Source organism: Mycobacterium gastri, from assembly GCF_002102175.1.
GTDB classification, from domain to species: domain Bacteria; phylum Actinomycetota; class Actinomycetes; order Mycobacteriales; family Mycobacteriaceae; genus Mycobacterium; species Mycobacterium gastri.
In genome coordinates, this window is sequence record NZ_LQOX01000048.1 from 1 (window position 1) to 25304 (window position 25304).

Annotated in this window: 23 protein-coding genes; 8 read left to right on the forward strand and 15 right to left on the reverse strand. The window is 65.7% G+C overall.

What is annotated here, in order from left to right; translation table 11 throughout:
* Positions 1-299: 299 nt before the first annotated feature.
* Positions 300-2300, forward strand: a complete 2001-nt coding sequence (locus AWC07_RS03270) for a hypothetical protein (RefSeq protein ID WP_036410804.1) — start codon at positions 300-302, stop codon at positions 2298-2300.
* A 19-nt stretch (positions 2301-2319) separates the two neighbouring features.
* On the forward strand, positions 2320-3270 hold the full coding sequence (locus tag AWC07_RS03275) for a methyltransferase domain-containing protein (protein WP_036410802.1): 951 nt from the start codon (positions 2320-2322) through the stop codon (positions 3268-3270).
* Positions 3271-3289: 19 nt separating this feature from the next.
* Here AWC07_RS03275 and AWC07_RS03280 read toward each other — a convergent pair whose 3' ends face one another.
* The 11 genes from AWC07_RS03280 to AWC07_RS03330 all read right to left on the reverse strand — a co-directional run bounded on the left by AWC07_RS03280 (position 3290) and on the right by AWC07_RS03330 (position 15252).
* Positions 3290-4342 (reverse strand): glycosyltransferase, encoded by a 1053-nt coding sequence (locus tag AWC07_RS03280; RefSeq protein ID WP_036410800.1) that lies wholly within the window; start codon positions 4340-4342, stop codon positions 3290-3292.
* Positions 4339-6339: a glycosyltransferase gene (locus tag AWC07_RS03285; RefSeq protein WP_036410798.1), complete on the reverse strand. Its 2001-nt coding sequence runs from the start codon at positions 6337-6339 to the stop codon at positions 4339-4341. The genes AWC07_RS03280 and AWC07_RS03285 overlap by 4 nt, the downstream gene beginning before the upstream one ends.
* A 127-nt stretch (positions 6340-6466) precedes the next feature.
* A complete protein-coding gene (locus AWC07_RS03290) occupies positions 6467-7024 on the reverse strand; it encodes a serine O-acetyltransferase (protein WP_036410812.1) in 558 nt (185 codons plus the stop codon).
* Between the two features lie 106 nt (positions 7025-7130).
* Positions 7131-8594 (reverse strand): flippase, encoded by a 1464-nt coding sequence (locus tag AWC07_RS03295; protein ID WP_036410796.1) that lies wholly within the window; start codon positions 8592-8594, stop codon positions 7131-7133.
* Between the two features lie 13 nt (positions 8595-8607).
* Positions 8608-10161 (reverse strand): sugar transferase, encoded by a 1554-nt coding sequence (locus AWC07_RS03300; RefSeq protein ID WP_051507849.1) that lies wholly within the window; start codon positions 10159-10161, stop codon positions 8608-8610.
* The gene (locus AWC07_RS03305) at positions 10130-10996 is read right to left on the reverse strand and encodes a WecB/TagA/CpsF family glycosyltransferase (RefSeq protein ID WP_244187464.1); all 867 of its coding nucleotides are present in this window, start codon (positions 10994-10996) and stop codon (positions 10130-10132) included. The genes AWC07_RS03300 and AWC07_RS03305 overlap by 32 nt, the downstream gene beginning before the upstream one ends.
* A gap of 104 nt (positions 10997-11100) precedes the next feature.
* The gene (locus AWC07_RS03310; RefSeq protein WP_036410792.1) at positions 11101-12255 is read right to left on the reverse strand and encodes a PPE family protein; all 1155 of its coding nucleotides are present in this window, start codon (positions 12253-12255) and stop codon (positions 11101-11103) included.
* Positions 12256-12782: 527 nt separating this feature from the next.
* Positions 12783-13205 carry a DUF5313 domain-containing protein gene (locus tag AWC07_RS03315; protein ID WP_036410790.1) on the reverse strand — a complete coding sequence of 141 codons (423 nt, stop codon included), beginning with the start codon at positions 13203-13205 and terminating at the stop codon, positions 12783-12785.
* 264 nt (positions 13206-13469) lie between these two features.
* Entirely contained in the window at positions 13470-14294 is an 825-nt protein-coding gene (locus AWC07_RS03320; RefSeq protein ID WP_036410788.1) for a hypothetical protein, read from the reverse strand.
* Positions 14291-14917: a TetR/AcrR family transcriptional regulator gene (locus tag AWC07_RS03325; RefSeq protein ID WP_036410808.1), complete on the reverse strand. Its 627-nt coding sequence runs from the start codon at positions 14915-14917 to the stop codon at positions 14291-14293. The genes AWC07_RS03320 and AWC07_RS03325 overlap by 4 nt, the downstream gene beginning before the upstream one ends.
* 143 nt (positions 14918-15060) lie before the next feature.
* Positions 15061-15252 (reverse strand): hypothetical protein, encoded by a 192-nt coding sequence (locus tag AWC07_RS03330; protein WP_139829514.1) that lies wholly within the window; start codon positions 15250-15252, stop codon positions 15061-15063.
* 252 nt (positions 15253-15504) lie between these two features.
* Here AWC07_RS03330 and AWC07_RS03335 point away from each other — a divergent pair, with 252 nt between their 5' ends.
* Positions 15505-15756: a hypothetical protein gene (locus AWC07_RS03335; RefSeq protein WP_036410784.1), complete on the forward strand. Its 252-nt coding sequence runs from the start codon at positions 15505-15507 to the stop codon at positions 15754-15756.
* 7 nt (positions 15757-15763) lie between these two features.
* On the opposite strand, the gene AWC07_RS03340 is transcribed toward AWC07_RS03335, so the two are convergent.
* Together AWC07_RS03340 and AWC07_RS03345 are read right to left on the reverse strand one after the other, a co-directional pair.
* Complete coding sequence (locus AWC07_RS03340) at positions 15764-17299, reverse strand: phospholipase C (protein WP_036410782.1); 1536 nt, start codon at positions 17297-17299, stop codon at positions 15764-15766.
* Positions 17300-17602: 303 nt separating this feature from the next.
* Positions 17603-18349 carry a class I SAM-dependent methyltransferase gene (locus AWC07_RS03345; RefSeq protein WP_036410780.1) on the reverse strand — a complete coding sequence of 249 codons (747 nt, stop codon included), beginning with the start codon at positions 18347-18349 and terminating at the stop codon, positions 17603-17605.
* Positions 18350-18487: 138 nt separating this feature from the next.
* On the opposite strand from AWC07_RS03345, the gene AWC07_RS03350 reads away from it, so the two are divergent.
* From AWC07_RS03350 to AWC07_RS03360, 3 genes are read left to right on the forward strand one after another with little or no spacing between them, the layout of a single operon-like run.
* Entirely contained in the window at positions 18488-19489 is a 1002-nt protein-coding gene (locus AWC07_RS03350) for a GNAT family N-acetyltransferase (RefSeq protein ID WP_139829515.1), read from the forward strand.
* A gap of 12 nt (positions 19490-19501) precedes the next feature.
* Positions 19502-20179: a DUF5642 family protein gene (locus AWC07_RS03355; protein ID WP_036410776.1), complete on the forward strand. Its 678-nt coding sequence runs from the start codon at positions 19502-19504 to the stop codon at positions 20177-20179.
* A gap of 27 nt (positions 20180-20206) precedes the next feature.
* Positions 20207-20860, forward strand: coding sequence for a DUF5642 family protein (locus AWC07_RS03360; RefSeq protein WP_036410806.1), 654 nt, complete (start codon positions 20207-20209; stop codon positions 20858-20860).
* Between the two features lie 22 nt (positions 20861-20882).
* Here AWC07_RS03360 and AWC07_RS03365 read toward each other — a convergent pair whose 3' ends face one another.
* Positions 20883-21479, reverse strand: coding sequence for an alpha-ketoglutarate-dependent dioxygenase AlkB (locus AWC07_RS03365; RefSeq protein ID WP_208622347.1), 597 nt, complete (start codon positions 21477-21479; stop codon positions 20883-20885).
* A gap of 75 nt (positions 21480-21554) precedes the next feature.
* Here AWC07_RS03365 and arcA point away from each other — a divergent pair, with 75 nt between their 5' ends.
* The gene (gene arcA / locus AWC07_RS03370) at positions 21555-22760 is read left to right on the forward strand and encodes an arginine deiminase (protein WP_036410773.1); all 1206 of its coding nucleotides are present in this window, start codon (positions 21555-21557) and stop codon (positions 22758-22760) included.
* Between the two features lie 83 nt (positions 22761-22843).
* On the opposite strand, the gene AWC07_RS03375 is transcribed toward arcA, so the two are convergent.
* Entirely contained in the window at positions 22844-24400 is a 1557-nt protein-coding gene (locus AWC07_RS03375) for a dolichyl-phosphate-mannose--protein mannosyltransferase (protein WP_036410771.1), read from the reverse strand.
* Between the two features lie 24 nt (positions 24401-24424).
* Here AWC07_RS03375 and rsmI point away from each other — a divergent pair, with 24 nt between their 5' ends.
* The gene (gene rsmI / locus AWC07_RS03380) at positions 24425-25282 is read left to right on the forward strand and encodes a 16S rRNA (cytidine(1402)-2'-O)-methyltransferase (protein WP_036410769.1); all 858 of its coding nucleotides are present in this window, start codon (positions 24425-24427) and stop codon (positions 25280-25282) included.
* The last annotated feature ends 22 nt before the right edge of the window (positions 25283-25304 follow it).

A 25304-nucleotide genomic window follows, 5' to 3' on the forward strand; every position in this document is an offset into this window, starting at 1 on the left:
CATCATGCTCGCTGAGCCAAACAGGTGGTCCCTAGCTGGTGGCAAACCAGTGGTCCCTTCCCGGTGGCAAATGACAAAATCAGCTTGTCCGCCCCGACGGCGGGTGATCGCGCGTCTCGGTCTCGTCGAAAAACCGGCTAATCCTGCTCGGCCGTACATCATTCGGCTGGGCCACTGACGACACCCTGGCTACCTCGGCGCGGCCTCACAAATGGCTCAGTGGGCACGCGGTGAGCGGCACCCGCGAATCATGTCTATTTGCTCTCGACGCGGCTTCAACACTGCATACTGTTCCGGTGATGGGTCGGAAATATATGGGCAGAGTCATTGCACTGGCCGCTGTCATCGGATTGTTGACCGTCGGCGCCCCCGCATCATGGGCCGAGCCCACCGAACCGGGCACCACGACCGAGCCCGGCGAACCGGCCCGAACGACGGCCTCGTTGACGCTGGCGCTGTCCGACATCGGCTCCAGCTCCACCATGGCTTTCTACGGCTTGGACGGCACCGTGCAGCTGAGCGTGCCGGTCCCGCGCGGGCTGACACCGGCAGCTCTGAACGCGATCGTCGAACCGCCGATCAACCTGCGCTCCGGGATCATCACCGTCACGCAGGACGAGCGCCAGATCGCGAAGGTGAACGTGCCCGCCACCGACCAAGCGCCAATCGTCATCCCGCTGGCCGGAGCCCAAGTGATCAACGATTCGGCGACGGTGTTGCTGCGCGCACATCTGGTGCCGCAAGACGGATTCTGCGTCTACCCGTGGAGCCCGTTGCGGCTGATCAACGGAACCGTCGGCTACACCGGGGTCGAACAGCCGCCAACCACGGTGGCCCATTTCCTGCCGCCGGTGCTGCGGAAGCTGACGATATTTGTGCCCGAATCGCCGTCGGCGGCCGAGTCCGACACGGCGATTCGAGTGGCCACCTCCGCCGCCGCGCATTACGGCAAGCAGAACCCGGAGATCGCCCTGGTGCCGTTGAAAGAAGGGCAGGCCGCGCCGCCGACGCCGCCGCTACCCCAGGAACGCCAGATCGTCGTCAAAGAGGGATCCGACAACGGGCTTTCGCTTCAAGGCGCCACCGGCGTGCCGTGGTTGTTGATCTCCGGACCGCTGGGGCCGAGCAACGCATCCGACACAGCTTTGCTGTTCAGCGACCTGTCCGGGTTGGCGCTGGCTTCCAAGGCTGTCGCCACATCGCTGCAGACCGGCATCCAACTGCCCGGCGACACCACCACGCTGCGGGAGCTGGGGCAGCCCGTAGTCAACTCCACGGGGCTGCAACCACGGGTGGTGATCGGGCTGGACCAGACCCGGTTTGGCAGATCCATCCACTCGGTGCGAGTGCATCTGCGGGGGTCCTACTCTCCGACGCCGACCACTATGGGCGGTCAGATAGCGGTAACGGTCGGCCCGGAGATCATCGACCACTGGCCGACCGACGGCCACGGCGTCATTGACCGCTGGATCGACGTCCCGGACCGGCTCTTGCAGCGGTGGACCGGTCTTACTGTGACGCTGGACATTTCGGGCAACGTGGGACGTTGCGGAGACTTCTACGTCGCCGGCGCCGGAGACCAGCTGCTCTCGTTGACCATCAACGGCGACACCACCGTGCAGAGCAGCCCCGCCAGGCCGCCGGTGCCGGACGGCCTGTCATCGGTGCCGCAGGCACTCATGCCCAAGGTCCTGGTGGGCATCGAGCCCCACTCGTTCAGTGACACCGCGCGCGCCGTCAACATCATGGTTGGGCTGCAGCGAACCAGCTCGATCCCCATCGACACGGCCGTGACGAGCCCGCGACAAGCGATCGAGTCATCAAATCCGGCGATCGTGATCGCCGCTGACGGGTGGAACCACCCCGACATCGTGCTTCCGGTGTCCGCGGGGCCCACCGGGCCAATCACCATCAACGCCTTCGGGTCCGACGGCAAGCCCGCCAAGCTGACACTGGACCCGACACTGCGGTTCGCATCTCTTCAGACGGTCTTCAACCGCGGCCGGTCGCTACTGATCGCCACCTCCAACGGCGCGTCCGCGCAGCTCGATGAGCTCCTCAGATGGCTCGACGCCGACAGCAGTCGGTGGCCGGGCGTCAAAGGTGTGGCGCTGGTGGCGGTACCCGGACAGGACCCGGTGACCGTCGACCGCCTGGGCACGCCCGGCCCGGTGGCCGCATCCGAGAGTCACTCGGACTGGGGATGGCTGTGGTGGTTCGGCGGAGCTTGGGTTGCGGTGGCCGTCGTCGGTGCGGCGGTGATCGTGCTGCGCAGTCGCCGCGGAAGGCTGCGGGGCTGACAGTCAACAGGGAATATCAGTGCAACCCAGGGGAAACAAGTTAATCTCACGCTACAAGAAGACCTACGGCATTCCGGCCGAGGTAAACATCACCGAGCAGATGATATTAGCTCATTGGGAACTGGAAAAACAATTGACGGCAGAGCTGCGTCAATCGAACCCCGAAGACCGATGGGATACTTTCGATCACTGCTACACCCGCCTCTATGCGGAATTAGAGTGGCTCAATCAGTTTGCCGGAAAAGCCGATCCGCAAACGCCCCACGAGAAATTCGGGAGATGGCTCGACCTGATCGGGCAGCCACCGAAATCGATCTATGAAATCGGTTCCGGCCAGGGCGGACTCATTTCATTCCTGGCGGCCAGTGGTTATGATTGCAAAGGAACCGAGATCACTTGCGAACGGGGACAGCAATTGATACCCGAGTCGCGCGCGAATCTTTCCTGGGGGATATCCGACGGCGTGCACCTCGATGCGTTCGAGCCTCTCGAGACTTACGACGTGGTGGTATCCGACCAGGTCATTGAGCATATCCACCCCGACGATCTGGATAGTCATCTACGCAGCGTCCGCACGATATTGAAAACGGGTGGCAAATATATCTTCAACACCCCTCATCGATATACCGGGCCGCACGACGTCTCGCGCGTATTCAAATGCGGCGAGGCGGCGGGGATGCACCTGAAAGAATACACGTGCCGCGAACTGGTTGCAGCCGCGCAGCGGGCCGGTTACCGCTCCATACATTTTGGATTCGTACCCAGGCGATTCCGCTTGATGCTCACGGCGTTCGGCGTGAAAAGATTCGGTGGGCCGGACGCGGCGCAGAGTCTATTTCTGCGGACTGAATTTTTGACTGAAAAATTTCTCCGTGTCTTACGCCCTTCCGCCGTGCGCCATGGGTGCGGGAAAATGTTTTCCAAGTTCGGCGTTTTCTCCGAAACCCTCTCCATCGTCGCCGAGAAATGAAATTCGCGCGGTTCCCTGGTCAAGGCCGGCGGTGCGCCACCGCCGTGATGACGTCCAGCAAGCGATCCGCGGTATGGTCCACGGCGAATCGCCGCGTGTAGTGGCGTGCCGCCGCGGCTCCCTGTCGCGCCGCGACGGCCGGGTCGGCCAGCGCGTCGAAGGCGGCCGCCAGACCGGCCACGTCGTCGATACCGATGGGTGGGCGGCCCGGTGGCTGGTATTCGGGCAGCGCACCGGCGGTGGACACGATCGGCATGACGCCCAGCTGCATCGAGAGCACCTGCACACCGCTTTGTGAAGCGCGCCGATAGTGGGCGACCGAGCCCTTCGCGGCGGCCAGCGCCGTCACCACGTCGCGGTAGCGATAGCTGCCGGGAAGCCAGCGGGTGTGTTTGGGCAGCGGGCCGGCGTCCAGTGGCCCGCCGATGAGCACCAGGTTGTCACCTCGCCAGCCGCTGCCGACGTGCCGCTGCCAGGCTTGCAGCACCACCTCGACGTTCTTGTAGGGGTGCAGCCGGCCGATCATGACGAAGTCATGGCGTCCTTGCGGGCCGACTAGCGGCGGCACCAGGGCCGGGGCCAGGTCGCTGGTCAGCGGCACGACATGCACCCGGGTGCCGGCGACGTCGCGGCGGGTGGCGACGGCCGCGGCGACGTAATCGCTGTAGGTCACGGTGGCCACCGAGCGGGCGCCCCAGCGGTCAAAGAGGGCGTGTTCGTAGGCCGGCCGGTGTTCGACGGGGTCGTGCGGACTGTCGTCGTGCACCAGCTGAATACGCGGAGCCCGGCCGGCCAGCGCGATCCAGCGGGGATCGCGAACCAGCTCGGCGATCACGACGTGCGGCCGGTAGTCACGGACGCGGCGCCACGCCGCGAGGCTCGCGGGCCAGGTTGCCGCGGTGCGAAACCGTGGATCGAGCACCACCTCGTAGTCACGGGCTTCATCGGACTCCGGATGCTGGTCGGAGGTCACCAACAGCACCTCGGCCCCGCGCCGGATCAGCGCCTCCGCCTGCACCCGTGCCAACGGACGCATCCACGGTGAAAGCCACAGCACCCGAAGCGAATTCATAGTACCGCGGCGATCGCATCGAGATAGGCATCGGCCATTGCCGCAACCGTATAGTGCTCTTGCATCCGTTCGAAGCCGCGCCGTCCGACCGACGGCAACGCGGTGGGGTCTGCCAGGATCTTGGCCAGCTGTTCGCGCCATCCCGACACCGACACGGGTTCGACGACGAACCCCGCCCTACCGAAGTCCAGCATCTCGGGCACCGCACACACCGCCGACGCCGCAACCGGCACCGCCCGGGCCATCGCCTCGAGTATCACCAGCGGGAAGGCCTCGGAACGACTTGGGACGCACAGTAGATCGGCGTCGGCCAGTGCGGGCCCGGGGCCCGCTGACCAGCCGCGCCACTGAACCCGATCGCGCAACTCGGCCGGAGTGCGCGCCTGCAACCGCTCCCGATCGGGGCCGTCACCGAAAATCGAGAGCCGCCACCGCATCTCGGTAAAGCCGCCGAGCGCCTCGATCAATAGGTGCGGGTTCTTGTGCTCGACGATGCGCGAGAGCATCACCAGGTGCGGCGGCTCACCGACACTGCGTATCGGGGGGGCTGGGTCGCCGGCCGCAGCGACGCCGTTGGGCGCGACGAATCGCCGTCCGCCCAGTCGATGGTGCGCGGTCAGCATCTCCCAATGGCGTTGCGCCAGAACGATAAAGCCGTCGGCACGGCGCATCGCCGCGGTCAGTGGCCGGGAGTAGATGGGCCGGTCGTCTTCCGGCGGAATGTGTGCGGCGACCAACCAGCGCCGGCTTTTGTCGGCTGCGCGCCACAGGGTGGCAAATCCGGTCTCGGTGTTGGTGTCGCCGCTGATGAGCACCGCCGGCCCGGCCGCAACGTCGACGATCGGCGCCCACCAGGGCTGGCGGACCACGCGGACGCGGTGCGGAATTTCGTTGATCAGCGGGCCGAACCGTTGCACGCAGACAATGGTGACCGGATAGCCCCTTCGGTCCAACTCCGTTGCCAGCAGCGCCTTTTGACGCTCGGCACCGCCGTACACCAGGCGGTTGGTGACGATCACGATCGCTGGCAGGTCCGTTCGGCGGCCGGCCCGAGCGCTGCTGCCCGCACCGCGCTTCGATTGCTGCAGTCGCTCCACCAGCTTGGTGGCGGCCAGGTAGACGTCCGCGTGGTGAACGCTGTGCTGATGTTCGAGAAGCAGTGCGGCGTTGGTGCGCGCCAGGTCTCGGTTGCGCCGGTGTTCGGCAGCCGCGGCGGCACCCTCGTGGGTCGAGCCGGCGCCGGTCACCGGATGACCCCGGTCGGCGCCCAGTTCGTCGGCCAGCAGTATGCGCCAGCCCGCCGCGCGGGCCCGGTGTTGCCAATCGGCCGCCTCTCCGTAGCGAAAGAACTCCTCGTCGAAACCGCCGATGGCGTTCCATGCCGCGCGGCTGAGCCCCAGGCAGGTAGCTCCTAAATAGCCTTCCAGGCTTTGGGATTCGGGTGGCTGGCGGGCATAGCGCGGCGAGATCGGCGTGCTGCGCAGCGAGTCGGAGTAGCCGGCAGCGGCAATCAGCGCCCGGATCAGGGTCTGGCGGCGGGCCGCGATGTCCCACAGTGGCCGACCGGGTGCGCTGTCGTCACACACCATTGGCGACACTGCCGCCACCCGTGGCCGGCGAAGCAGTTCTCTGGTGCGGGTCAATGGTCCCCGCACCCGGGCATCGGCATTGAGCAACAGCAGATCGGTGTCGCTCGGGGTGTGTGTCACCAGCGCGTTGAAGGCCGCGGCGAAGCCACGGTTCGCCGGTCCCCACACCCAGTGGACCGCCGGGTGGCGGGCGGCCAGTTCCTCGCGGCCGGGGCACCCCTCGCCGCCGCTGTCATAGACATAGACGGGCAGCTCGGGCAGCTGCTCGGCGACACTGTGCAGGCACATCTCGAGGCCGTCGTGGCTCTTGCGGGACACGATCAGCACCGCAAGCGACCGATCCGACGGCAGCGTGGGCGGGTCGCCGACTGGGCGTTGCAGATATGCCCGGTCCATTTCGCGGGTCATGCCAACACTGCTTCCCGCGTCAGGCCCGCGAGACCGCGGAGCCCGTCGCGCAACCGCCGGTAAGGATAACCGTCGTAACCCCAGACCAGCAGCGCGGCAACGACATTCGCTCTTGCTACCGGCACTGTCAGTCCTCGGTGAGTGCCGTGCCCGGGTGGCGGTCGTTGACGATCCGGGCCGGAGAGCCTGCGACGTCGACGTCGTCCGGCACCGATTTGGTGACCACCGCGCCCGGTCGGATGGCGACGCGGTTGCCGACGTCGGCGCCCAGCACCATCGCCATCGGCGAGATGAACACGTCGTCGCCGATGGTCGGGAAGTGGCCGGGACGCCCTTCTCCTATCGTCACTCCGTGATGAATCCGGCAATTCGCGCCGACCCGAGCCTTGTAGTGCACGACTATCAGGCCGGCGTGGGCGATCGACAGACCCGGACCAAACACGTTGCGCGGGATGTCGAATCCGAGCCGTTCACCCAAGAACTTGGTTCGTAGCCTCAGATATGCGGCGACGACGTGTCCTGCCGGTGTCCGCGCGGTATTTGTCCAGTACTCGGATTTGCGCAGCAGGCGCTGAAAATGCGCTGGGCGCTTCAAGATTCGGTGGCGGAGCCGCCAACGCTGCAGGCCGTGTGCTTTCAGGTCCGCTGCCAGGTATGCCCGCAAGTCCTCGCGAGTCCTGATCACGGGCACACCGTACTACACGTATCGATCAGGTGACCGGCCAATATTTGTGGTATTGCCGGGCCGGGCGGTAGCGCGTCGGTAGCGCCGACTGGACGCTCGAGATTCGTCATGCCGCCCGCTGATTGCGGCGTAGCGCGGTCAGGGTCTGCCAGGTGAGCGGGCCGAACGCTGCGCTGGTTGCCAGGTATGCGGCAGCGGCAGCTCCCAGGACGAGAGCCACGTGCTGACCCCAAAGCAGCAGTGTCACCGCGACACTCGCCGCGGTCGGTAGCAGCAACCGCAGCAAGAACGTCACCGGCGTGCGGTAACCGCACTGACGGCGTAGGCACCAGCCGGCAATCATCATGTTGGCCAGCTCGGTGCACACCAGTGCGATGCCGGCTCCCACCGCGCCCAGCCGCCCGCCCAGGGCGAGGTTGAGCACGACGTTGAACGCGAGGGTGGCCACCGACAGCCAGAACCAGAACCGCTGGCGGTGGCTGGCGAACAGACCCTCGCCCAGGGTGGTGGTGACGAAGCGCAGTGCCACCGCGACGAACAGCAGCGCCAGCGTCGGCGTGCCGCGGCCGACGAATGCCTGGTTGCCGAACAACCTGATCAGCGGTCCGGCGAGCAACGCGCCGACAACCGCGACCGGGACCGCCAGGAAATACATCAGCTCGACACTGCGGCGCATGAAGCCGGCAAATGCCGCGACATCGCGCGAAAACAGTTCGGTGGCCGTCGACAGCGTGGACTTGAGGAAGAACACCGACACCACCAGGGTGTTGAGCGCGATCGAGGACGCCAAGCCGTAGACGCCCACCTCGGAATGGGTGTTCACCAAGGACAAGATCACCCCGTCGGCGCGCCAGTACAGGACGGTGATCATGGTCACGCCCATCGGAAAGAGGCTCTCCCGCAACAGATCCGCGGCCTCGCGCAGCGCGAAGCTGGGACGCAACGAAACATGGCGCGCGGCAGCGCTGCTCTGGATCAGCACCTGCAGGGTCGTCGGAATGAGCTGTACTACCGCGAACCAGATGACGTCGGCTCGTCCCGCCACCAGAAACGCGATCACGGCCAGCGTGGCCAACCGCCCGACGACGTCGGAGACCGCCACCGCGAAGAACCGCACGGTGGTCTGAAACACCGGCTCGAGCCGTGTCGTCATCGTCACGATGAGCAGTTGCGTCGACAACACCACGAGCATCACCCGCACTTGGTGGTCGCGGTACAGCAGCAACCCGGTTCCCGCCGCCAACGCCGTGAGCGGAACGCAATACAGCAGGGACAGCCCGTTGTAGATCCGGACCAGGCGCTCCAGGTCGTCGCGGCCTGAGGTCACCCGACGCACGATCACCCGCCCGACACCAAGATCGACCAGGCTTGCCCACATTCCGATGAATGCGACCGCGATGGTGAGCTGGCCGTAGCGGTCGGGACCCAGATAACGAGCCGTCATTGCCACCGAGACCACCGAGGCCAGCATCCCCAGCATCCGGCAGATCAGCTGGATCGAGAACGCGTGAGCCAGCCGGGCGACCGGCACCGACGGTGCGACCGCACCGGGTGCCGTCGGCTCAGTCATGGCCCACGGCCACCTAGTATGCTCCGTGGCCCGTCAAGACGGCTTTCACCGTCTTGGCGATGATCATGAGATCACCTGCCATCGACCAATTGTCGACGTACGACAGATCCAGCCGCACCGACTCTTCCCAGGTGAGTTCTGAGCGGCCGCTTACCTGCCATATTCCGGTAACGCCCGGCTTCACCAGGAGCCGCCGCTTCACATCACCGTTGTAGGTGTCGACTTCGCGGCTCAACGGAGGCCGCGGCCCGACCACGCTCATGTCCTGCTTGATGACATTGACGAATTGGGGGAGCTCATCGATGCTGAATCTGCGGAGTAATCTGCCGACAGGCGTGACCCGGGGGTCTTGACGCATCTTGAACAATATTCCACCGGCGCCCTGATTCATCGAGAACAGGCGGTCGATTTGTGTGTCGGCGTCTGCTTCCATTGTTCGGAGCTTAAGCATCATGAAGGGCTCGCCATTAATACCGATACGTTCGGAACGGTAAAAGACCGGTCCTTTGCTGGTCAGCTTGATCGCGATAGCAGATGCAATGAGAAGTGGCGATACCACGATCAGCGCCGCCAGCGCGAAACAGAAGTCGAATGTCCGCTTTTGAAAGCGCTGGGCGCCGGTGTATAGCGGCTTTTCGACATGCAGTAGCGAGAATCCGGCGACCGGCCGCACGGTCAATCGCGCCTCCGCGATGTCCATCACCCCCGGCGACAACACCAAGTCGACGTCCATCGTCTCCAACTGCCACATCAAGTTTCTGATCGCGTGCTCGCCGAAATGCTCGGTCTGGGTCACCACCACGGTGTTCGCGCCGCAGGCGTCAAGCGCTGCCACCGCATAGGATTCGTCTCCCAGAATCGGAACTTTGCGGCCTTCGACCGCCAGGGTCTCGCCGCGGGGCGGGCCATACCCGGGAATGCAGACCCCGACGACGACGTAGCCGTCGAGTGGGTTACGGTCCAGTTCATGTGCCAGGCGTGAAAGTCCTTGGCGGTCTCCGATAGCCAGCGACATCGTCTGGTATTCGCCCTGGGCTCGCTTCCGGCGGATATACCTGCGCCAGCTGTTGCGGCTCGTCAGCAATCCCAGGGTGCCGACGGGAAGCGCCACCGCCAGATAGCCCCGGGCCAAATCAATCTTGGCGAGAAGCGTCACCATTGCGATGATCCCGAATGTCCAAAATGATGCGCTGCTGATTCGCCGGTACTCGTCGATTCCCACTCCGATAACGTGCGGTGATCGCGTGTGGAATATCGCCAGCGACGAAAGCCACAGCGCCGCGAAGAGGAAGGAGAACAGCGTCATCACCGGGCCCGGGTAACCCGACTTGTTCGGCGAATCGCCGAAGCGGACGTATTGGGCGAGCATGACCGATCCGAAGACGATCACCGAGTCGGCGATCAGCAGCCGCTGTGAATAGCGGTGCTGCCAGCGCCCGATTGTATTGCGGTCGGGCGTGAGCACCGGAGCCAGAGTTACCGGCGAATTGTCGGTTCGGCGGTGAAGTGACGGGATCACGCTGGCTCGCTTTCCCCTACACGGTTGCTGGCTCGGGCGGCGCGGCATCGCGGACTGCGCCGCTGATATCGGGGTGATCACTTGCCGGCGTGCCAACGCAGTACGTGCTGGGATAGCAGATCAGCTGCGCGCGCGCGGTACGGAGCAAGGCGATAGGGCCCTGCAGCAAGTAACGGCGGGCCAACCGCCGCGGCTCGCTGATCAAGCGGTGCAACCATTCCAGCCCGAATTTCTGCATCCACCCCGGAGCCCGTTTGGTCTTGCCGGCCAGGAAGTCGATGGCACCGCCACAGGGCAGCAAAACCCGGGCACCGGTCGCGCAGCCATACCGGTCAACCCATTGCTCTTGACGCGGCTTGCCGAGGCTGACGGTCAGGATGTCGGTGCGCGCGGCGCGGATGGCCGCCGCCAACTGCCCAGAAAGCGATTCGATGTCATCGGCGTCCGGCGCCCACATCCCCGAAATGGCAAGCGCTGGATGACGTTTCCGTAAGAAGCGGGCAAGCAGGCGGTGGGTTTCGGCGCTACCGCCAAAAAAGCCGACCCGCTGCCCGGTCTTTTCGGCCAGCGTCAACACGCTGGGAAGCAGGTCGGCCCCAGTCACCCGGGGCCACGGCTTGCCGGTGAGCAGTTGACCCCGCCAGGTGATCGGCGTTCCGTCGGCCAGTAACAGCCAGTCCAGCGGGCCCGTGGGCGCCGGCATGACCTTGCGGAAGTGGTACAGGTGGTCGAGGTTCACCGAGCCCACGGCCAGGCTCGCTGTCGTCGGGGATTGCAGTCGCGACGCGATGATCGACAGCACGTCGTCGAACTCCCAGCGATCGACTATGGTGCCGCCGATGATCATCCGCACGCCGGTTTCGGGCAGCGTGTCCACGCTCATGAGCTGATGCCTGCTCGATGCCGTTCTCGACGGCTTGGGGGAGCGGATCCAGCCGCGCCGGAGAGATTCCGAGAACCTAGCCATAGACCGGCCATGTCAACGGCCTACGTGTATCCGGCAGCCGGTGGGCGGGTCATTACCGTGGGGACAATCCCGTATCGCGGACCGACAGATCTGCCCGGGCCGGTCAAACCGGATCGCGGCGCCGCGCCCAATAGGCTTGGCGCCGCGTTGGCAGCATCAAGGCCGTTCGGCAATGCGGCGGCGGCGCCCATGTTCGCCGTCGGGATCACGCTGGTCCAGCTCGCCGGCACTGACAGCGGGCCCAATGCGGCCGCATTGCCCATGCTGCCCGCTACGCCCGGTCCCACGGACGAGATCAGGCCTACCCCCGAGCTGACCGCACCCGCTGCTCCTTCTGCTGCCGCTTGCGCCGCGGCGGCTGCTCCACTCGCCAAACCCTGTGCGGTTTGGGCTATTCCGAGGATGGACGACATCGAATAGAGCGGGGTCGCCGCGGCCATGAAATAGCTGGGAAGCGCGTAGACCGGGACGGTTGCGAGGGTGGGCATCAGCGACGACGAGGAGCTTAGAAGGCCGGAAAGGGGTGATGCCAGCCCGTCCAGCATGGCCGGAACCGAGGACACCAGGCCGGCCAGCGATAGTTGCTCTGTTCCCGAGGCCGCTGCGGCTTGGGCGACTGCGGTGCTCTGCCCGGCCAAACCAACCGGGTTGATGACCTCCGGCGGCGAGATCAACAGGGTCAGTTCACAAGCGGTTGCCGAGTTCGCGGCATACTCATACATCGCCGCGGCGTCCTGCGCCCACATCTCGCCGTAATGGGCTTCGGTGGCCGCGATCGCCGTCGAGTTCTGGCCGAAGAAGTTGGTGGCGACCAGTGCCGCGAGTAGAGCCCGGTTGGCCGCGACCACCGGCGGCGGCACCGTCATCGCGAAGGCCGCCTCATAGCCCTCGATGGCAAGCACGGCCTGACTGGCCGTTTCCGCCGCCCGTGCGGCGACCCCGGCCGTCCACGCCACATAGGGTCCGAGTGCCGACGCCATGGACAGCGATGCGGGTCCCAGCCAGCGTCCGCTGGTCAATCCCGCGATCACCGACCGGTACTGACCTGCGGTCGCGTGCAGTTCGGCGGCCAAGCTGTCCCACATCGCCGCGGCCGCCGCCAGCGATCCCGGGCCGGGACCGGCATACATTCGCGCGGAGTTGATCTCCGGCGGTAAGCCACCGAAATCCATCACGTCAAACCCCGGCCGTGGCTAGGCTCCCCAGATGCCGCGAAGCGCAACCACCTCGCGGCGGAGTCGGCGTGCGGCACCTCAGCTGCAGGAGCTGCCGGAGCTGCTGAAGCCGGCTTTCCGCCCGTCATCGCGGAGCCTCTGTGGCGAAAGACATTCACTTCTCCCCTAACGCGTGCAGGCTGACGGAAATGGAGCCGAGTGACACGCCTCGTGTCCGACCGTCAGTATCCGGACCCGTTCCCTACCCTCATTGACGTCAAGATTTCAGCAGGTCAGTAAACTGACAGTCGTATGATAGCGGTTCTAACATCCCATCCGTATCGTTTTCGCCGCTGAGCTACGCGGCAGTCCGCTTCCGGGTCGGCGGTGCTCAGCAGTCGGCATTCGGTCGGGCATGCGGGGCCGCGCTCGGCACCTACCTGGAAGTGCCGGCCGGGTCCAGCGGCGACGGCGCTACGGGTGCGACGGGGTCCGATTTCGCGGCAGGTACCCCCCGCATCGAGCAGCGTCCTCAGAAAGCAGCGTCCTCAGAAAAATGGATTGCTGTTCGAATACCGCTTCGCCTCTTCCGGGCGCGGGCCGTAGCGCCGGACGTACTCCTCGTGCATCTTCGCGTCTTTCTCCCGCCTGATCGCGTCAACCACGTTCGGGTCCAACCCATGCTGGGCCAGGCGGTGCCGCCGCCACACCTTGTTCAGCGCGAGCGAGATCAACAACGCCCAAATGTAGATCGGTACCGTCATCTCGATATGCACGTACAGCGACGCGGGCAGTAGCCAGAACGGTGCCAGTACCAGCAGCGGCGGTATTGCCATCAGGAACATGAACCGGCGGACCGCTCCCTTACCGGCCAGATCCCGTGCGACCCAACTTTGCATCGAGTCGGGCAGGCGTCGAAGGCCGTAGGAGTACGCCAGGTATTGCAGGAAATTGGGTCGTCCGGCTGCCATAGCCGCTCCTCGTGGTTTGGTCGTTCCTGTGCATTCCCGTGCATACCCGCAAGCTCCGGTCCAGCCGTCGCACCGCCTGGGACGGTGCTTGTCAACGATAATCCGCTCGAGAAGGGGGCGGGGCAATCGTGAGCCGCGGATCAATTGGGTGACCGCAGAGGCCACACGCACCCGGGCCTGGGGCGGTGGCCTATCGGCGTTGGAATCTCTTAACTGCAAAGCACTTTCATCCCGCGGGCGGTGGCGCAGGGTGCGGGCGACCGGTCACGGATACGCGGCGAGATACGTTTCGTTGCTCAGACCAGCGGTCAATTCCTCGACGTCGAACGGCCGGCCGAGCCGGGCGCGGAGCTGCTGCGGGTCGATGAGGAGCCGGACTTCGGCGGTTTGCTCGGCAAACAGCCGCCCGATGAATGGGTAGATGCGGCGCATGATTGCGCGCTCGGCGGGCGTGCAGTGCGACGCGCAATAGCCGACATGGCCTATCTCGTCGGTAAGGATTTCGCTGTAGAGCAGTTCGATTCGTCCGGCGACGTCGGGTTCGTCGGCGAACAGTTCGATGCCGACTCGGCGCAGTTCGTCGAACATTATGCAGCCGGCCATCTCCGCGGCCCCGACGAACACGAAGGCGAACCTTTCTGGCAGGAACACTCCAGCCTTGACGAGCTGTCGCATTACGAACGGCGGAGCGGCCACCTGGAATGGCAGGTCGAAAATGTCCAATGCGTATGCCAGCAACCGGGTGTGGTAGTGCTCTTCGAGTTCTACGTAAACGCGCTCGGGCGCTACATCCTCAGCGCTGTTGCGCCCGTAGGTTTCGCCCAGCCCCACGCCGAAGCGTTCTGCCTGATTGAGCTTCGCCGTCGCCAGCAGGAACAGCATTTTCGGGTCCAGGCCCGGTTCGGGTCGCCGCCGGCGCAGGTTGCGTAGAAACGTCGATCGGTCTGCCGGACGGGCCGACCGCACCGGGTGAGCCTCGAGGTCTTTGATGAACTCTTCTCGATTCGTCAGTCGCCGGTTGAGCAGGTCCGCTTCGCCGTCGCGCCGCACCAGGAAGTCCCTGTAGCCCTCGATGCCGCTTGTCTTCATCGTGCCTCCATCCCTTTGACAATCGTTGTTACGTACCGGCTCAACACGGCATCCGCTGTCGGCGAATGGTGTGCACCGGTGGCAAGCAGGGCGTAGAGCCCGGTCAAGAAGAACACCGCGAGGTCGCGCGCGTCCGCGTCCGGCATGACCTGCCCCGCGTCCTGCGCCCGGCTGATCGCGTCGATCAAGAACTCCGCTAGCGGGTGCCGGCTCAACTCGTCTTCATCCGGGCGCGTCGACGAGAAGTGCAAACCCAGCATGTCCCGGAAAACCACTGTCCCCAGCCGACGTTCAGCATCTAGCACGTGGCGCACCAACCGGGAAAGCACCGATATCAGATCGCCGGCCTCGGCCTGGGCGCCCACGAGTTCGGCGACGATCCGGGTCTCCTCGTTTCGCTCCAACTCGACCAGCACTTGTTCCTTGGTGGGGAAGTGGAAGTAGAACGTCCCCCTTACCACCCCTGCCGCCGCGGCGATGGAGCTGACGTCGGCGCCGGCTATTCCGTTCCGCGCGATCTCCGCCAACGCGGCGTCGAACAGACGTGCCCGTGTTTCGAGCCGTCGAGCCTCCCGGATGCCGGCTGGTGATTCCGCTGCGGTGCTGTCCTGTGGTGACCGCACCGACACACCGTACGTCCATTCACTGGCAGCCGTCAATGACGGTCGTCAGCGAAATGCGGAGTCGTCACCGTCGCCACGGGTCATAGCCTCGGCGCGAGGCTATGACGACCCGAGCGACAACAATCCGGGCGCCACGGCCCCGGTCACGTGGGTCCGTCCGCGCGACGAAACGGTGAGCACGATTCGCGCTCCGTGGCGTTTTCCAGCGACGTCCTTGCCTGGCTGCCGGCGTCGTTGGTCACCAGCCCGTCGGGCGTCAACAGACCCACGACCGGCGAAAGCTTGGGTGCCGGGCCCGTTCGCAGCCGCAATAGCTGCCAGGTCAGCAGGGCCACCGAAAGCACGTGCCTACCAGGCCGAGCACGAATCCGGCGACGTTCACCGTGGCACCCGGCAGGGGTCGATCATGAGCGTGAAGGCTACTCTGATGCCAGCTGGGTTGTCGCGGTGCCTTCGACAACGGTAATGCGTTGTGGCGGAGGCGATCCGGCGCCGAGTCTGATGAAGTTCCAAATTTCGACTGAACATTTGCTAAGAGCGCGTTTCGCGGGCGGTGCCGCCTACGGCCGCGGCCCTAAAGTCGGGGCATGAGCACGAAGTACTACCTGCAGAAAGTGCCCGTCGAATCGGTGGAACCAGGCTTTTCGTTGGCCGTTGAGCACGACGGTGACTATCACCTGTTCCAGGTCGACTGCACGCAAATGTCGCGGCGCAGCGGCCAACCGGTGATGATCAGGCTCGCCTCGGAGCCAGTTGATGGCGGCGCTCCGTGGATCGTGGAGTACGAAGCGGGTACGCCGGTGGTCCGGCTCCTCGGCATCTGCGAGGCCGCCTCGTAGCTCGGCTTCAGCAGGGCCCGCTGGGGATTCCGCGGGCGGGTGTCGTCTCCTGAGTGGGCATTATCTGAGGGAAGGGCACCCGATAAGGAGGAGTGACCTTCGCGAAAGTTGCGACGGTGTCTGGAACGCATTGCACCTGCGGCGGAATGGCCTGCAGCGCGGGGTGGTCCAGGTTCGGTGGCGACGGGTTGGGCGGGACGGCGAAGTTGAACGTCGACGTCATATCGCCGGTCACGCTTCGTCGCCAGGCACTCAGGTTGGGGACCGGCACACCGAACCGTTTCTCGAGCAACCGCAGCTGTGAGGTGTGGTCGAAGGTGTCGTGCACCATCAGCGGGCCACGGCTATAGGGAGAGATGACGAGGCAGGGCACGCGATAGCCCAGACCGATCGGCCCGCGGATACCGCCCGAACCCGTGACCGCGTCGATATCGGGCACCGTGACGTACTCGCCGGGAGTTCCCGGCGGCGCAGTCGTCGGGATGACGTGGTCAAAGAAGCCCCCGTTTTCGTCGAAGCTGACGATCAGCGCGGTCTTTTCCCACACCTGGGGATTGGACAGCAAGATGCGGAGGATATTCACGATCGCGGTGCCACCGACGGCCGGTGTTATCGGTAGTCCGGGATGCTCGGACACCTGAAACCCGGGCAGCACCCACGAAACCTGGGGCAGCCTGTTGGCTGCGACGTCGGCGACGAAGTCCAAGGGATAGGTCGGGGCGATGCCGTAGCGGGCGATGTTGGAGCGCGGATCCTGGGCCTGCTTGAAGTCAACGAGCATCCCGTTGTAACCGATGACCGTGTTGTTGAGCGCTCCCAGAAGCTTGTTTTGGTACACCTTCCAACTGATGCCGGCATCGCTGAGGTTGTCCGGCATGGTGCGCCAACTGAACTGGGCCTGGGGTTGGATGGTGGGGTCTACCAGCAGCGGACCGCCCGCAACGCCGTCGGGATCGATCCAGGCGCTCATCCAGTACAGCCGGTTGGGCGAAGTTCCGCCCAGCAGCGAACAGTGATAGCCGTCGCAGATGGTGAAGGTGTCAGCCAGCATGTAATGAATCGGTTGGTCTTGGCGGGTGTAATAACCCATCGTCACCGGGACGTTGCCCTGCAGCGTTTGTTGTGCGGCCTGTGCGGGCAACCAATTGTCGTTGGCGCCATTGTTCCACGACTGGTGGATGGTGATCCATTGGTGGGCCGGGTCGTTCACGCACGCGCCGTTGAGGACCGGGCCCCTGGTGGTGTCGAAACGGTACGGAATGGTGACGCCGGCGGGGTCAATCGACTGGGTCTGCGGGTTCCAGCCCTTTTGCTGGAACAATGGCGAGGGCGTGTCGAATCCATTGACGCCCGACAGCGTGCCGAAGAAGTGATCGAATGACCGGTTCTCCTGCAGCATCAACACGAAGTGCTCGATGTCGGTCAAATGGCCCGAGCAGGGGCCGGCGCCGTAAGCCCTTTCGATCACCGGGCCGGCCAACGACATCAACGCGCCGGCGCTGCCTGCGGTGGCGATTCTGGCCATGAACTCTCGTCGCGACATCCCGTCGACTGGGTGTTTACTCACCACCGTGTCCTTTCCCGCACACTGCAGGGTAGATTTGCGATGCTGAATAACCACGACGCGAATCCGGTGTGTCGTGCACCGGTTTTTGGCGTTGTTCGACATAAGCAGTGCGTCGTTTTCGAAACGGGCGAGCTTTCCTGGAATTCGGGGCAAACAGTGGCTTCGGCTTTCGGTTAGACCGGCTCTTTCGCAGCCGCGGGTGTGGCACGAGCCGGATAACCGACGATGTTGCGCCCCAGGGCTGTCCAGGACATCACCCGAGCATCCACGGATCGGTGCTCACCGGGGCTTGGTGGCCGCGATGAACTGGACCGCCCGCTGTGTCTGCTGCTCGATGTCGACCAGACCGGCCGAGGAGAACAGGTCGACGAAGCTGCGTCGGTCGAACATGGTGAGCCCGATCAGGTCGGCTGTTGCGGTCAGCGCCTTACGGATTGGTGCTGCTTGCCCGGAATAGCTGGTGAGGATCGCGATCCGGCCGCCGGGCCGCAAAACCCGCAGCATTTCACCGGTGACCAGGAACGGTTCGGGCATCAGGTACAGCGCGCCGAAACAGCAGACCGCATCGAATGTTTCGTCGTCGAACGGCAACACGCGGGCGTCGCCGCGGACGTAACAGGTCTGCGGCCCGTCGTTGTCCGCCACGGCGCGAGTCAGCATAGGTTCGGAAATGTCGAACCCCACCGCGAGGGCCCCGGCCGGCAGACACCGGGCCAACGGTGCGGTGAAATTACCTGGGCCGCAGGCTACATCGAGCAACCGGTGAGCAGTCGAAAGGCGCAACGCCGCGGCGGCACGCCGCTGCTCGGCCCGGGCGGTGATACCGCTGGCGAGGTAGAAGGACGTCGGGCGCCACAACCGCTCGTACACGGTCGCGACGAACCGGCTGTTCATCGCCCGCTGCGCAAACGTCGGAACCGGCGAACTCGTCGATTCGCCCAACACGTCGAGGAAGCCGTGCCGCAGCACGGCGGCCGTATTGAGCAGACCACGGGTCGACTCGCGCGGATCCTGGCTGGTGTTCATCGCAGGTCTGGTCCAAGAGGCCGGGGTTGAATTGTCTGGTGTCAGGCTAATCTGCGCCGTGCGGTGTTGCTGCAGCGGAAGCCGACGCCATAGCCTGGGGCTGATCGGGCAGCGAGCCGGGCTTAGCACCGTGGCGGATTGGACGGGATGGCCGAATTGACCGGCGCTAACACAGCAGAGCTCGCCGGAATGGACATCTTCGCGGGATGTCCGGCCGACGACCTGCTGCCACTGGCTGCCCGCCTGGCTCCGCTGCGTGCCCCGGCCGGCCAGGTGCTGATGCGGCAGGGTGAACAGGCGGTGTCATTCCTGCTCATCTCGTCGGGCAGTGCCGAGGTCATCCACGTCGGCGACGACGGTGCGGTGATCGTCGAGCAGGCGCTGCCGGGCATGATCGTCGGGGAAATCGCCTTGTTGCGTGACATTCCGCGGACGGCGACAGTCACCACCGTCGAGCCGCTGACCGGTTGGATCGGTGGCAGCGACGCGCTGGACCGGATGGTCAACATCCCCGGGATCATGGAGCGGCTGGTGCGCACGGTCCGCCAGCGCCTGGCCGCGTTCATCACTCCCGTCCCGGTACGGATTCGCGACGGAACCCAACTGCTGCTGCGCCCGGTGCTGCCCGGTGACAGCGAGCGAACCGTACACGGGCACATCCACTTCTCCAGCGAGACGATCTACCGGCGGTTCATGTCGGCCCGCGTTCCCGACGCGGCGATGATGCACTACCTGTCCGAGGTGGACTACGTCGACCACTTCGTCTGGGTGATGACCGACGGCGCCGACCCAGTGGCCGACGCGCGTTTCATCCGTGACGAACATGACCCGACCGTCGCCGAAATAGCCTTCACCGTCGCCGACGCCTATCAGGGCCGGGGGATCGGCAGCTTTCTGATCGGCGCATTGTCGGTCGCCGCCCGCGTCGGCGGCGTCGAGAGGTTCTCCGCGCGGATGCTGTCGGACAATCTGCCGATGCGCACCATCATGGACCGCCACGGCGCGATCTGGCAGCGTGAGGACGTCGGGGTCATCACCACGGTCATCGACGTGCCCGGCCCGCGTGATCTGGGCTTCGGGCGCGAGATGGCCGAGCAGATCAGGCGAGTGGCCCGCCAGGTGATCGAGGCCGTGAGCTGAGGGCCGGCGACCATGCGGCCGTTGTGGATTGGCGTGATGGTGACGGTGCTGGCGGCAGCATGTGCGCATTCGCCGGCGCCGGTGACCGAGGCGACCCGCACCTCGCCGTCGGCTCATCCCGCGACCGTCAACCCGGCCAACATCAAAAGACTCAGCCGTGAGCTGCCGCCAGGTTACGAAGTGACCAAGGACATTCCCGCGGCGGTGTCACCGCGAGTGATCTTCAGCCTTGGCTCCAACGCGACCGCCCAGCCCGCACCATGCGCGATCCTCACCGACCCCGGCAACGGCCGCGACCAGTCTGCACAGGGCGTGTCCGGATCGGGTGCGGGTGGCATTGTCGACGCCGTCGTGGTGGCCGTGCGGCCGGGACCGGTGGTGCCGGGAAACGACGCGGTTGCCGGCTGTGCGCAGTGGACTATGTCGGACGGACACACCACCGCCGGCATCCGTCTCGTCGACCCGCCGCGCATCGACGGCGCGCAAACCCTCGGTATGGTTGCCGACGTCCGCACCGCCGTAGAGTCCGGCACCCAAATCGATTCGCGCACATATGCTTTCGTCGCCTACCTGGGCGACTACTACGCATTCACCACGCTGACCACCGACCCCGGGTCCATGCTTCCGCCGCTGCCGCCGCAGTTTGCCGCCGATCTGCTGGTCAAAACGGTGTCGACGTTACGCGACTGAGCATCCCCGTTGGGTAGGGTGGCCACGATGTCGAAGGTGGTGCTGGCGCTGGCCGCGGTGTGCCTGCTGGTCGGTTGTTCGCCGGGCGCCTCCCAGTCGCCGAAGGCCGACATCGCCAAGGTCATCGACGTGAAGTCCAGTTTCGGACCGGGGTTCACGGTCAACGACGTCCCGCCCAGGGCTATCGATCCACAGTTCTTCGCGGCCCGCAAGCTGCCCGACGGCCTGAGTTTCGATCCGGCGAACTGTGCCAAAGCGGCCCTGGGGCCACAGATGCCGTCCGGTGTGCAGGGCAATATGGCCGCCGTCACCGCCGAGGGCAACGGCAACCGGTTCGTGGTGATCGCGGTGGAGACCTCACAGCAGCTGCCGTTCATCGACCCGGGTAAAGAATGCGGCCGGATCGCCTTCTCCGGCGCACAGGTGCGAGGCGGCATCGAGGTGGTTGCCGCGCCGCACATCGACGGCACCCAGACGCTGGGCGTGCACCGCGTGCTGCAGGCGCTGGTCGACGGGTCGGCCCGCACCGGCGAACTTTACGACTACTCAGCGCAGTTCGGTTACTACCAGGTCAACGTGATCGCCAACCCTTTGGTGATTCCGAATCAGCCGGTTGCGCCGGTCGATGTCCAGCGGGCCCGCGACCTGCTGGTCAAGGCGGTGGCCGCGATCCGGGGTTGAACCTCGCCCTCATCAAGCGCCGCTAGCGCACGTCGCGGGGCCGGAACTGGATGCTGACCCGCGGACCGGTCGGCGCCGACGTCTTGGGCACCGAATGCTCCCAGGTGCGTTGACACGATCCGCCCATCACCAGCAGGTCGCCGTGCGCCAGCGGGAAGCGCAACGAGGTTCCGCCGCCGCGCGGGCGCAGCGCGAATACCCGGGTCGCGCCGAGGCTGACGACCGCCACCATGGTGTCCTCAGTGCTGCTGCGGCCGATGGTGTCGCCGTGCCAAGCGACACTGTCGGAGCCGTCCCGGTAGTAGCACAGCCCGACGGTGGTGAACGGCTCACCCAGTTCACCGCCGTAGATGTCGTTGAGGCGCCGGCGAATCCGAGCGAGTTGCGGATGCGGCGGGTTCTCGACCGTCAGGTCGTGAAAACTCACCAGCCGCGGCACGTCGACCACCCGGTCGTACATCTGGCGCCGTTCGGCGCGCCACGGCACCGTGTTCAGCAGCGCAGCCAGCAGGTCATCGCCGCCCTGCAGCCAGCCCGCGCGGATGTCGATATAGGCGCCGTTGCCGAGTTGTCTTCGCTCGTTGTGCTCGAACAGCGAGCCCTGAACCGCGAACGCCACGACCGCAAGTTTATCGCACACCAGTTCGAGGATTCGGTGCGTGACGCGCCCTTCGGCACGGCTACGGTTTGAGCTGTGGGCATCGAGTTGGGATCCAATTCCGAGGTGGGCACGCTACGGGTCGCCATCCTGCACCGCCCCGGCACCGAACTGCGCCGGCTCACCCCGCGTAACAGCGACCAGCTGCTGTTCGACGGGCTGCCCTGGGTGTCGCGCGCGCAGGAGGAGCATGACGAGTTCGCCGAACTACTGCGCTCGCGCGGGGTGGAGGTGCTGCTGCTGTCGCAGCTGCTGACCGAGGCACTGGACAGCGGGGCCGCCAGGATGCAGGGCGTTGCCGCCGCGGTTGACTCGCGCCGGCTCGGATTGCCGCTGGCGCAACAGCTTTCGGCGTATTTGCGTAGTTTGGACCCGGTCCGGCTGGCGCATGTGCTGACGGCTGGGATGACGTTCAACGAGCTGCCGCCCGATATCCGGACCGACGTGTCGCTGGTGGTCCGCATGCACCATGGCGGGGATTTCGTCATCGAGCCACTACCGAACCTGGTGTTCACCCGCGACTCGTCGATCTGGATCGGTCCGCGGGTGGTCATCCCGTCGCTGGCGCTGCGGGCGCGGGTCCGTGAGGCGTCGTTGACCGACATCATCTATGCCCATCACCCGCGGTTCACCGGGGTGCGGCGGGCCTACGAATCACGCACCGCTCCCGTCGAGGGTGGCGACGTGCTGTTGCTGGCCCCGGGTGTGGTTGCCGTCGGGGTCGGCGAGCGTACCAGCCCGGCCGGCGCGGAAGCGTTGGCGCGCAGCCTGTTCGACGACGACCTTGCGCACACCGTGCTTGCGGTGCCGATCGCCCAGAAGCGTGCGCAAATGCATCTGGACACCGTGTGCACCATGGTGGATGTCGACACCGTGGTGATGTATGCCGCCGTCGTCGACAACCTCTCGGCGTTCACCATCCAGCGTTCGCCCAATGGCGTGGCGATCAGCGACGCGGCCCCATTTGTGCGGGCTGCTTCCGACGCGATGGGCATCGACAAGCTGCGGGTCATCGACACCGGCCTGGACCCCGTCGTCGCCGAACGCGAACAATGGGACGACGGCAACAACACCTTGGCGCTGGCGCCAGGTGTCGTCGTCGCCTACGAACGCAATGCGCAGACCAACGCCCGGTTGGAGGCGGCCGGCATCGAGGTGCTGACCATCGCGGGCTCGGAGCTGGGCACCGGCCGCGGCGGGCCGCGTTGCATGTGCTGCCCAGCCGCCCGCGATCCGCTTTAGGGCATGTGTCGAGATTGCCGCCATGGTCGTGGATGGTGGCCCAACCACAGCCGTAACGGCAATTTCGACGCAATCCGAAGCCGTCACCGCCAGCTGGGCAGCCAGATCTCCATGTTCCAGGTCTGCTGTGAGATCGGCAGGCCGGTGAGTATCGGGAACAGCCAGGCGAAGTTGGTCACCACCACAGCCATATAACAGCTCACCATGATCAGCCCCAGGGTGCGCCGCTCCCGGCCCTGACCGGGTTGGTAGAGGATGTCGCCGAGAATCAGCGCGATGGCCATCACCAGAAACGGCGCCATTGTCGCCGCATAGAAGAAGTACATCTGCCGGTCGATGTCGGCGAACCACGGCAACCAGCCCGCGCAGTAGCCGACCAACACCACCGTATAGCGCCAGTCCCGCCGGACGAACATCCGCCAGGCCGCATACAACAGGACCGGCACCGCCAGCCACCACATGGCCGGAGTGCCGACCAGCATCTCGGCTCTGACGCACGACTGGCCACCGCAGCCTGACACGTTTTGTTGGTCGATGGCATACAGCACCGGCCGCAACGACATCGGCCAGCTCCACGGCTTGGACTCCCACGGGTGGTGGTTGCCGGCCGAATTCGTCAGCGTCGCATGGAAGTGGAATGCCTTGGCGGTGTAGTACCAGAGCGAGCGAACCGCGTCGGGCAGCGGGATGACGCTGTCCGGGCCGATGGTCTGACCTACCTGATGCCGGTCGATCGCGGTCTCGGAGGCGAACCAGCCGGCATAGCTGGCCAGGTAGACCGCGAACGGGATGAACGCCAGCGCATATCCGGTAGGGACCAGGTCGCGCCGCAGCGTCCCCAACCACGGCCGCGGCACCTGGTACTGGCGGCGTGCTGCCACGTCGAACGCCAACGACATCGCGCCGAAGAACGCGATGAAGTACAGACCGGACCACTTGGTCGCGAAGGCCAATCCGAGCAGCACCCCGGCGCCGAACCGCCACCAGCGCACCCCCAACCGTGGTCCCCACACTGTCTCGGCGACCCGGTTCTCGGTCAGCGCGACATGCATGCGTTGGCGAACCTGATCGCGGTCGACGATGAGGGCGCCGAAAGCCGCAACCACGAAGAACGTCAGGAAGCCGTCCAGCAGCGCGGTCCGCGCGGCGACAAAGCTGACCCCGTCACAGATCAGCAAGACGCCGGCGATACCCCCGACCAGGGTCGAGCGGGTGATCCGCCGGACGATCCGGGTCACCAGCGCCACCAGGATGACGCCCAATACCGCGCCGCTGAACCGCCACCCGAACCCGGTGTAACCGAACAGGGCCTCGCCGATCGCGATCATCTGCTTGCCGACCGGGGGATGGACGACCAAACCGAAGCCGGGATTGTCTTCGACGCCGTGGTTGTGCAGCACCTGCCAGGCCTGGGGGGCGTAGTGCTTCTCGTCGAAGATCGGAGTGCCGGCGTCGGTCGGTGAACCGAGGTTCAAGAACCGGGTGATGGCGGCGAGCAGCGTGATCACGGCGGTGACAATCCAGCCGCGCATCCGGTCTACCGGCCCGAAATCGGCGATCGGTACTAGCGGTCCGGGGCTGATGACGGGTGCCGCACGCTCCTCGGCCAGGCCGGGAGTTTGTTGGGGCGGGGCGGTCATCAGCTCGATCGTAGGCTGTCCGTCATGAGTTCCGGCCGCCTGTTGCTCGGGGCTACCCCGTTGGGCCAGCCCGCTGATGCGTCGCCACGCCTGATCGACGCGTTGGCCGGCGCCGATGTGGTGGCGGCCGAGGACACCCGCCGGGTGAAAACGTTGGCCAGGGCGCTTGACGTCGAGATCAGCGGGCGGGTGGTGAGCCTGTTTGACCGGGTCGAGGCGTTGCGGGTGACGGCGCTGGTCGACGCGATGCAAGCCGGCGCCACGGTGCTGGTGGTCAGCGACGCCGGATTGCCGGTGATCAACGATCCGGGATATCGACTGGTCGCGGCCAGTATCGATGCCGGGATTACGGTGACCTGCTTGCCCGGGCCGTCGGCGGTGACCACCGCGCTGGTGGTGTCCGGTCTGCCGTCGGACAAGTTCTGTTTCGAGGGGTTCGCCCCGCGCAAGGGCGCGGCGCGCCGGGCGTGGCTGGCGTCGCTGGCCGACGAGCAGCGCACCTGCGTGTTCTTCGAATCCCCGAGGCGGCTGGCCGCGTGTCTGCGCGATGCCGTCGAACAGCTCGGCGGGGCGCGTCCGGCCGCGGTCTGCCGGGAGCTGACCAAGGTGCATGAGGAAGTGGTGCGTGGATCGCTCGACGAGTTGGCGGACTGGGCGAGCGGCGGCGTGCTCGGCGAGATCACCGTGGTACTCGCCGGCGCCGGCGCGACCCCATGCACCGACCTGCAGTCGCTGGTCGAGGAGGTCGAGAACCTGGTCGCGGGCGGTATCCGCGTCAAGGACGCCTGCAGCGAGGTGGCCGCGGCGCATCAGGGCGTGCGCTCACGTCAGCTCTACGATGCGGTCCTGCTGGCCCGCCGCGAAACCGACGCGGCGCCCTAGCGTTTGGACCGGTGCGTCCCGC

What these genes read in the sequence shown, in the direction of transcription:
- AWC07_RS03270 (WP_036410804.1), top strand. Translation starts at nt 300, where the DNA reads ATGGGTCGGAAATATATGGGCAGAGTCATTGCACTGGCCGCTGTCATC.
- AWC07_RS03280 (WP_036410800.1), bottom strand. Translation starts at nt 4,342, where the DNA reads ATGAATTCGCTTCGGGTGCTGTGGCTTTCACCGTGGATGCGTCCGTTG.
- AWC07_RS03285 (WP_036410798.1), bottom strand. Translation starts at nt 6,339, where the DNA reads ATGACCCGCGAAATGGACCGGGCATATCTGCAACGCCCAGTCGGCGAC.
- AWC07_RS03295 (WP_036410796.1), bottom strand. Translation starts at nt 8,594, where the DNA reads ATGACTGAGCCGACGGCACCCGGTGCGGTCGCACCGTCGGTGCCGGTC.
- AWC07_RS03300 (WP_051507849.1), bottom strand. Translation starts at nt 10,161, where the DNA reads ATGCCGCGCCGCCCGAGCCAGCAACCGTGTAGGGGAAAGCGAGCCAGC.
- AWC07_RS03305 (WP_244187464.1), bottom strand. Translation starts at nt 10,996, where the DNA reads ATGAGCGTGGACACGCTGCCCGAAACCGGCGTGCGGATGATCATCGGC.
- AWC07_RS03315 (WP_036410790.1), bottom strand. Translation starts at nt 13,205, where the DNA reads ATGGCAGCCGGACGACCCAATTTCCTGCAATACCTGGCGTACTCCTAC.
- AWC07_RS03320 (WP_036410788.1), bottom strand. Translation starts at nt 14,294, where the DNA reads ATGAAGACAAGCGGCATCGAGGGCTACAGGGACTTCCTGGTGCGGCGC.
- AWC07_RS03335 (WP_036410784.1), top strand. Translation starts at nt 15,505, where the DNA reads ATGAGCACGAAGTACTACCTGCAGAAAGTGCCCGTCGAATCGGTGGAA.
- AWC07_RS03340 (WP_036410782.1), bottom strand. Translation starts at nt 17,299, where the DNA reads ATGTCGCGACGAGAGTTCATGGCCAGAATCGCCACCGCAGGCAGCGCC.
- AWC07_RS03345 (WP_036410780.1), bottom strand. Translation starts at nt 18,349, where the DNA reads ATGAACACCAGCCAGGATCCGCGCGAGTCGACCCGTGGTCTGCTCAAT.
- AWC07_RS03355 (WP_036410776.1), top strand. Translation starts at nt 19,502, where the DNA reads ATGCGGCCGTTGTGGATTGGCGTGATGGTGACGGTGCTGGCGGCAGCA.
- AWC07_RS03360 (WP_036410806.1), top strand. Translation starts at nt 20,207, where the DNA reads ATGTCGAAGGTGGTGCTGGCGCTGGCCGCGGTGTGCCTGCTGGTCGGT.
- AWC07_RS03375 (WP_036410771.1), bottom strand. Translation starts at nt 24,400, where the DNA reads ATGACCGCCCCGCCCCAACAAACTCCCGGCCTGGCCGAGGAGCGTGCG.
- rsmI (WP_036410769.1), top strand. Translation starts at nt 24,425, where the DNA reads ATGAGTTCCGGCCGCCTGTTGCTCGGGGCTACCCCGTTGGGCCAGCCC.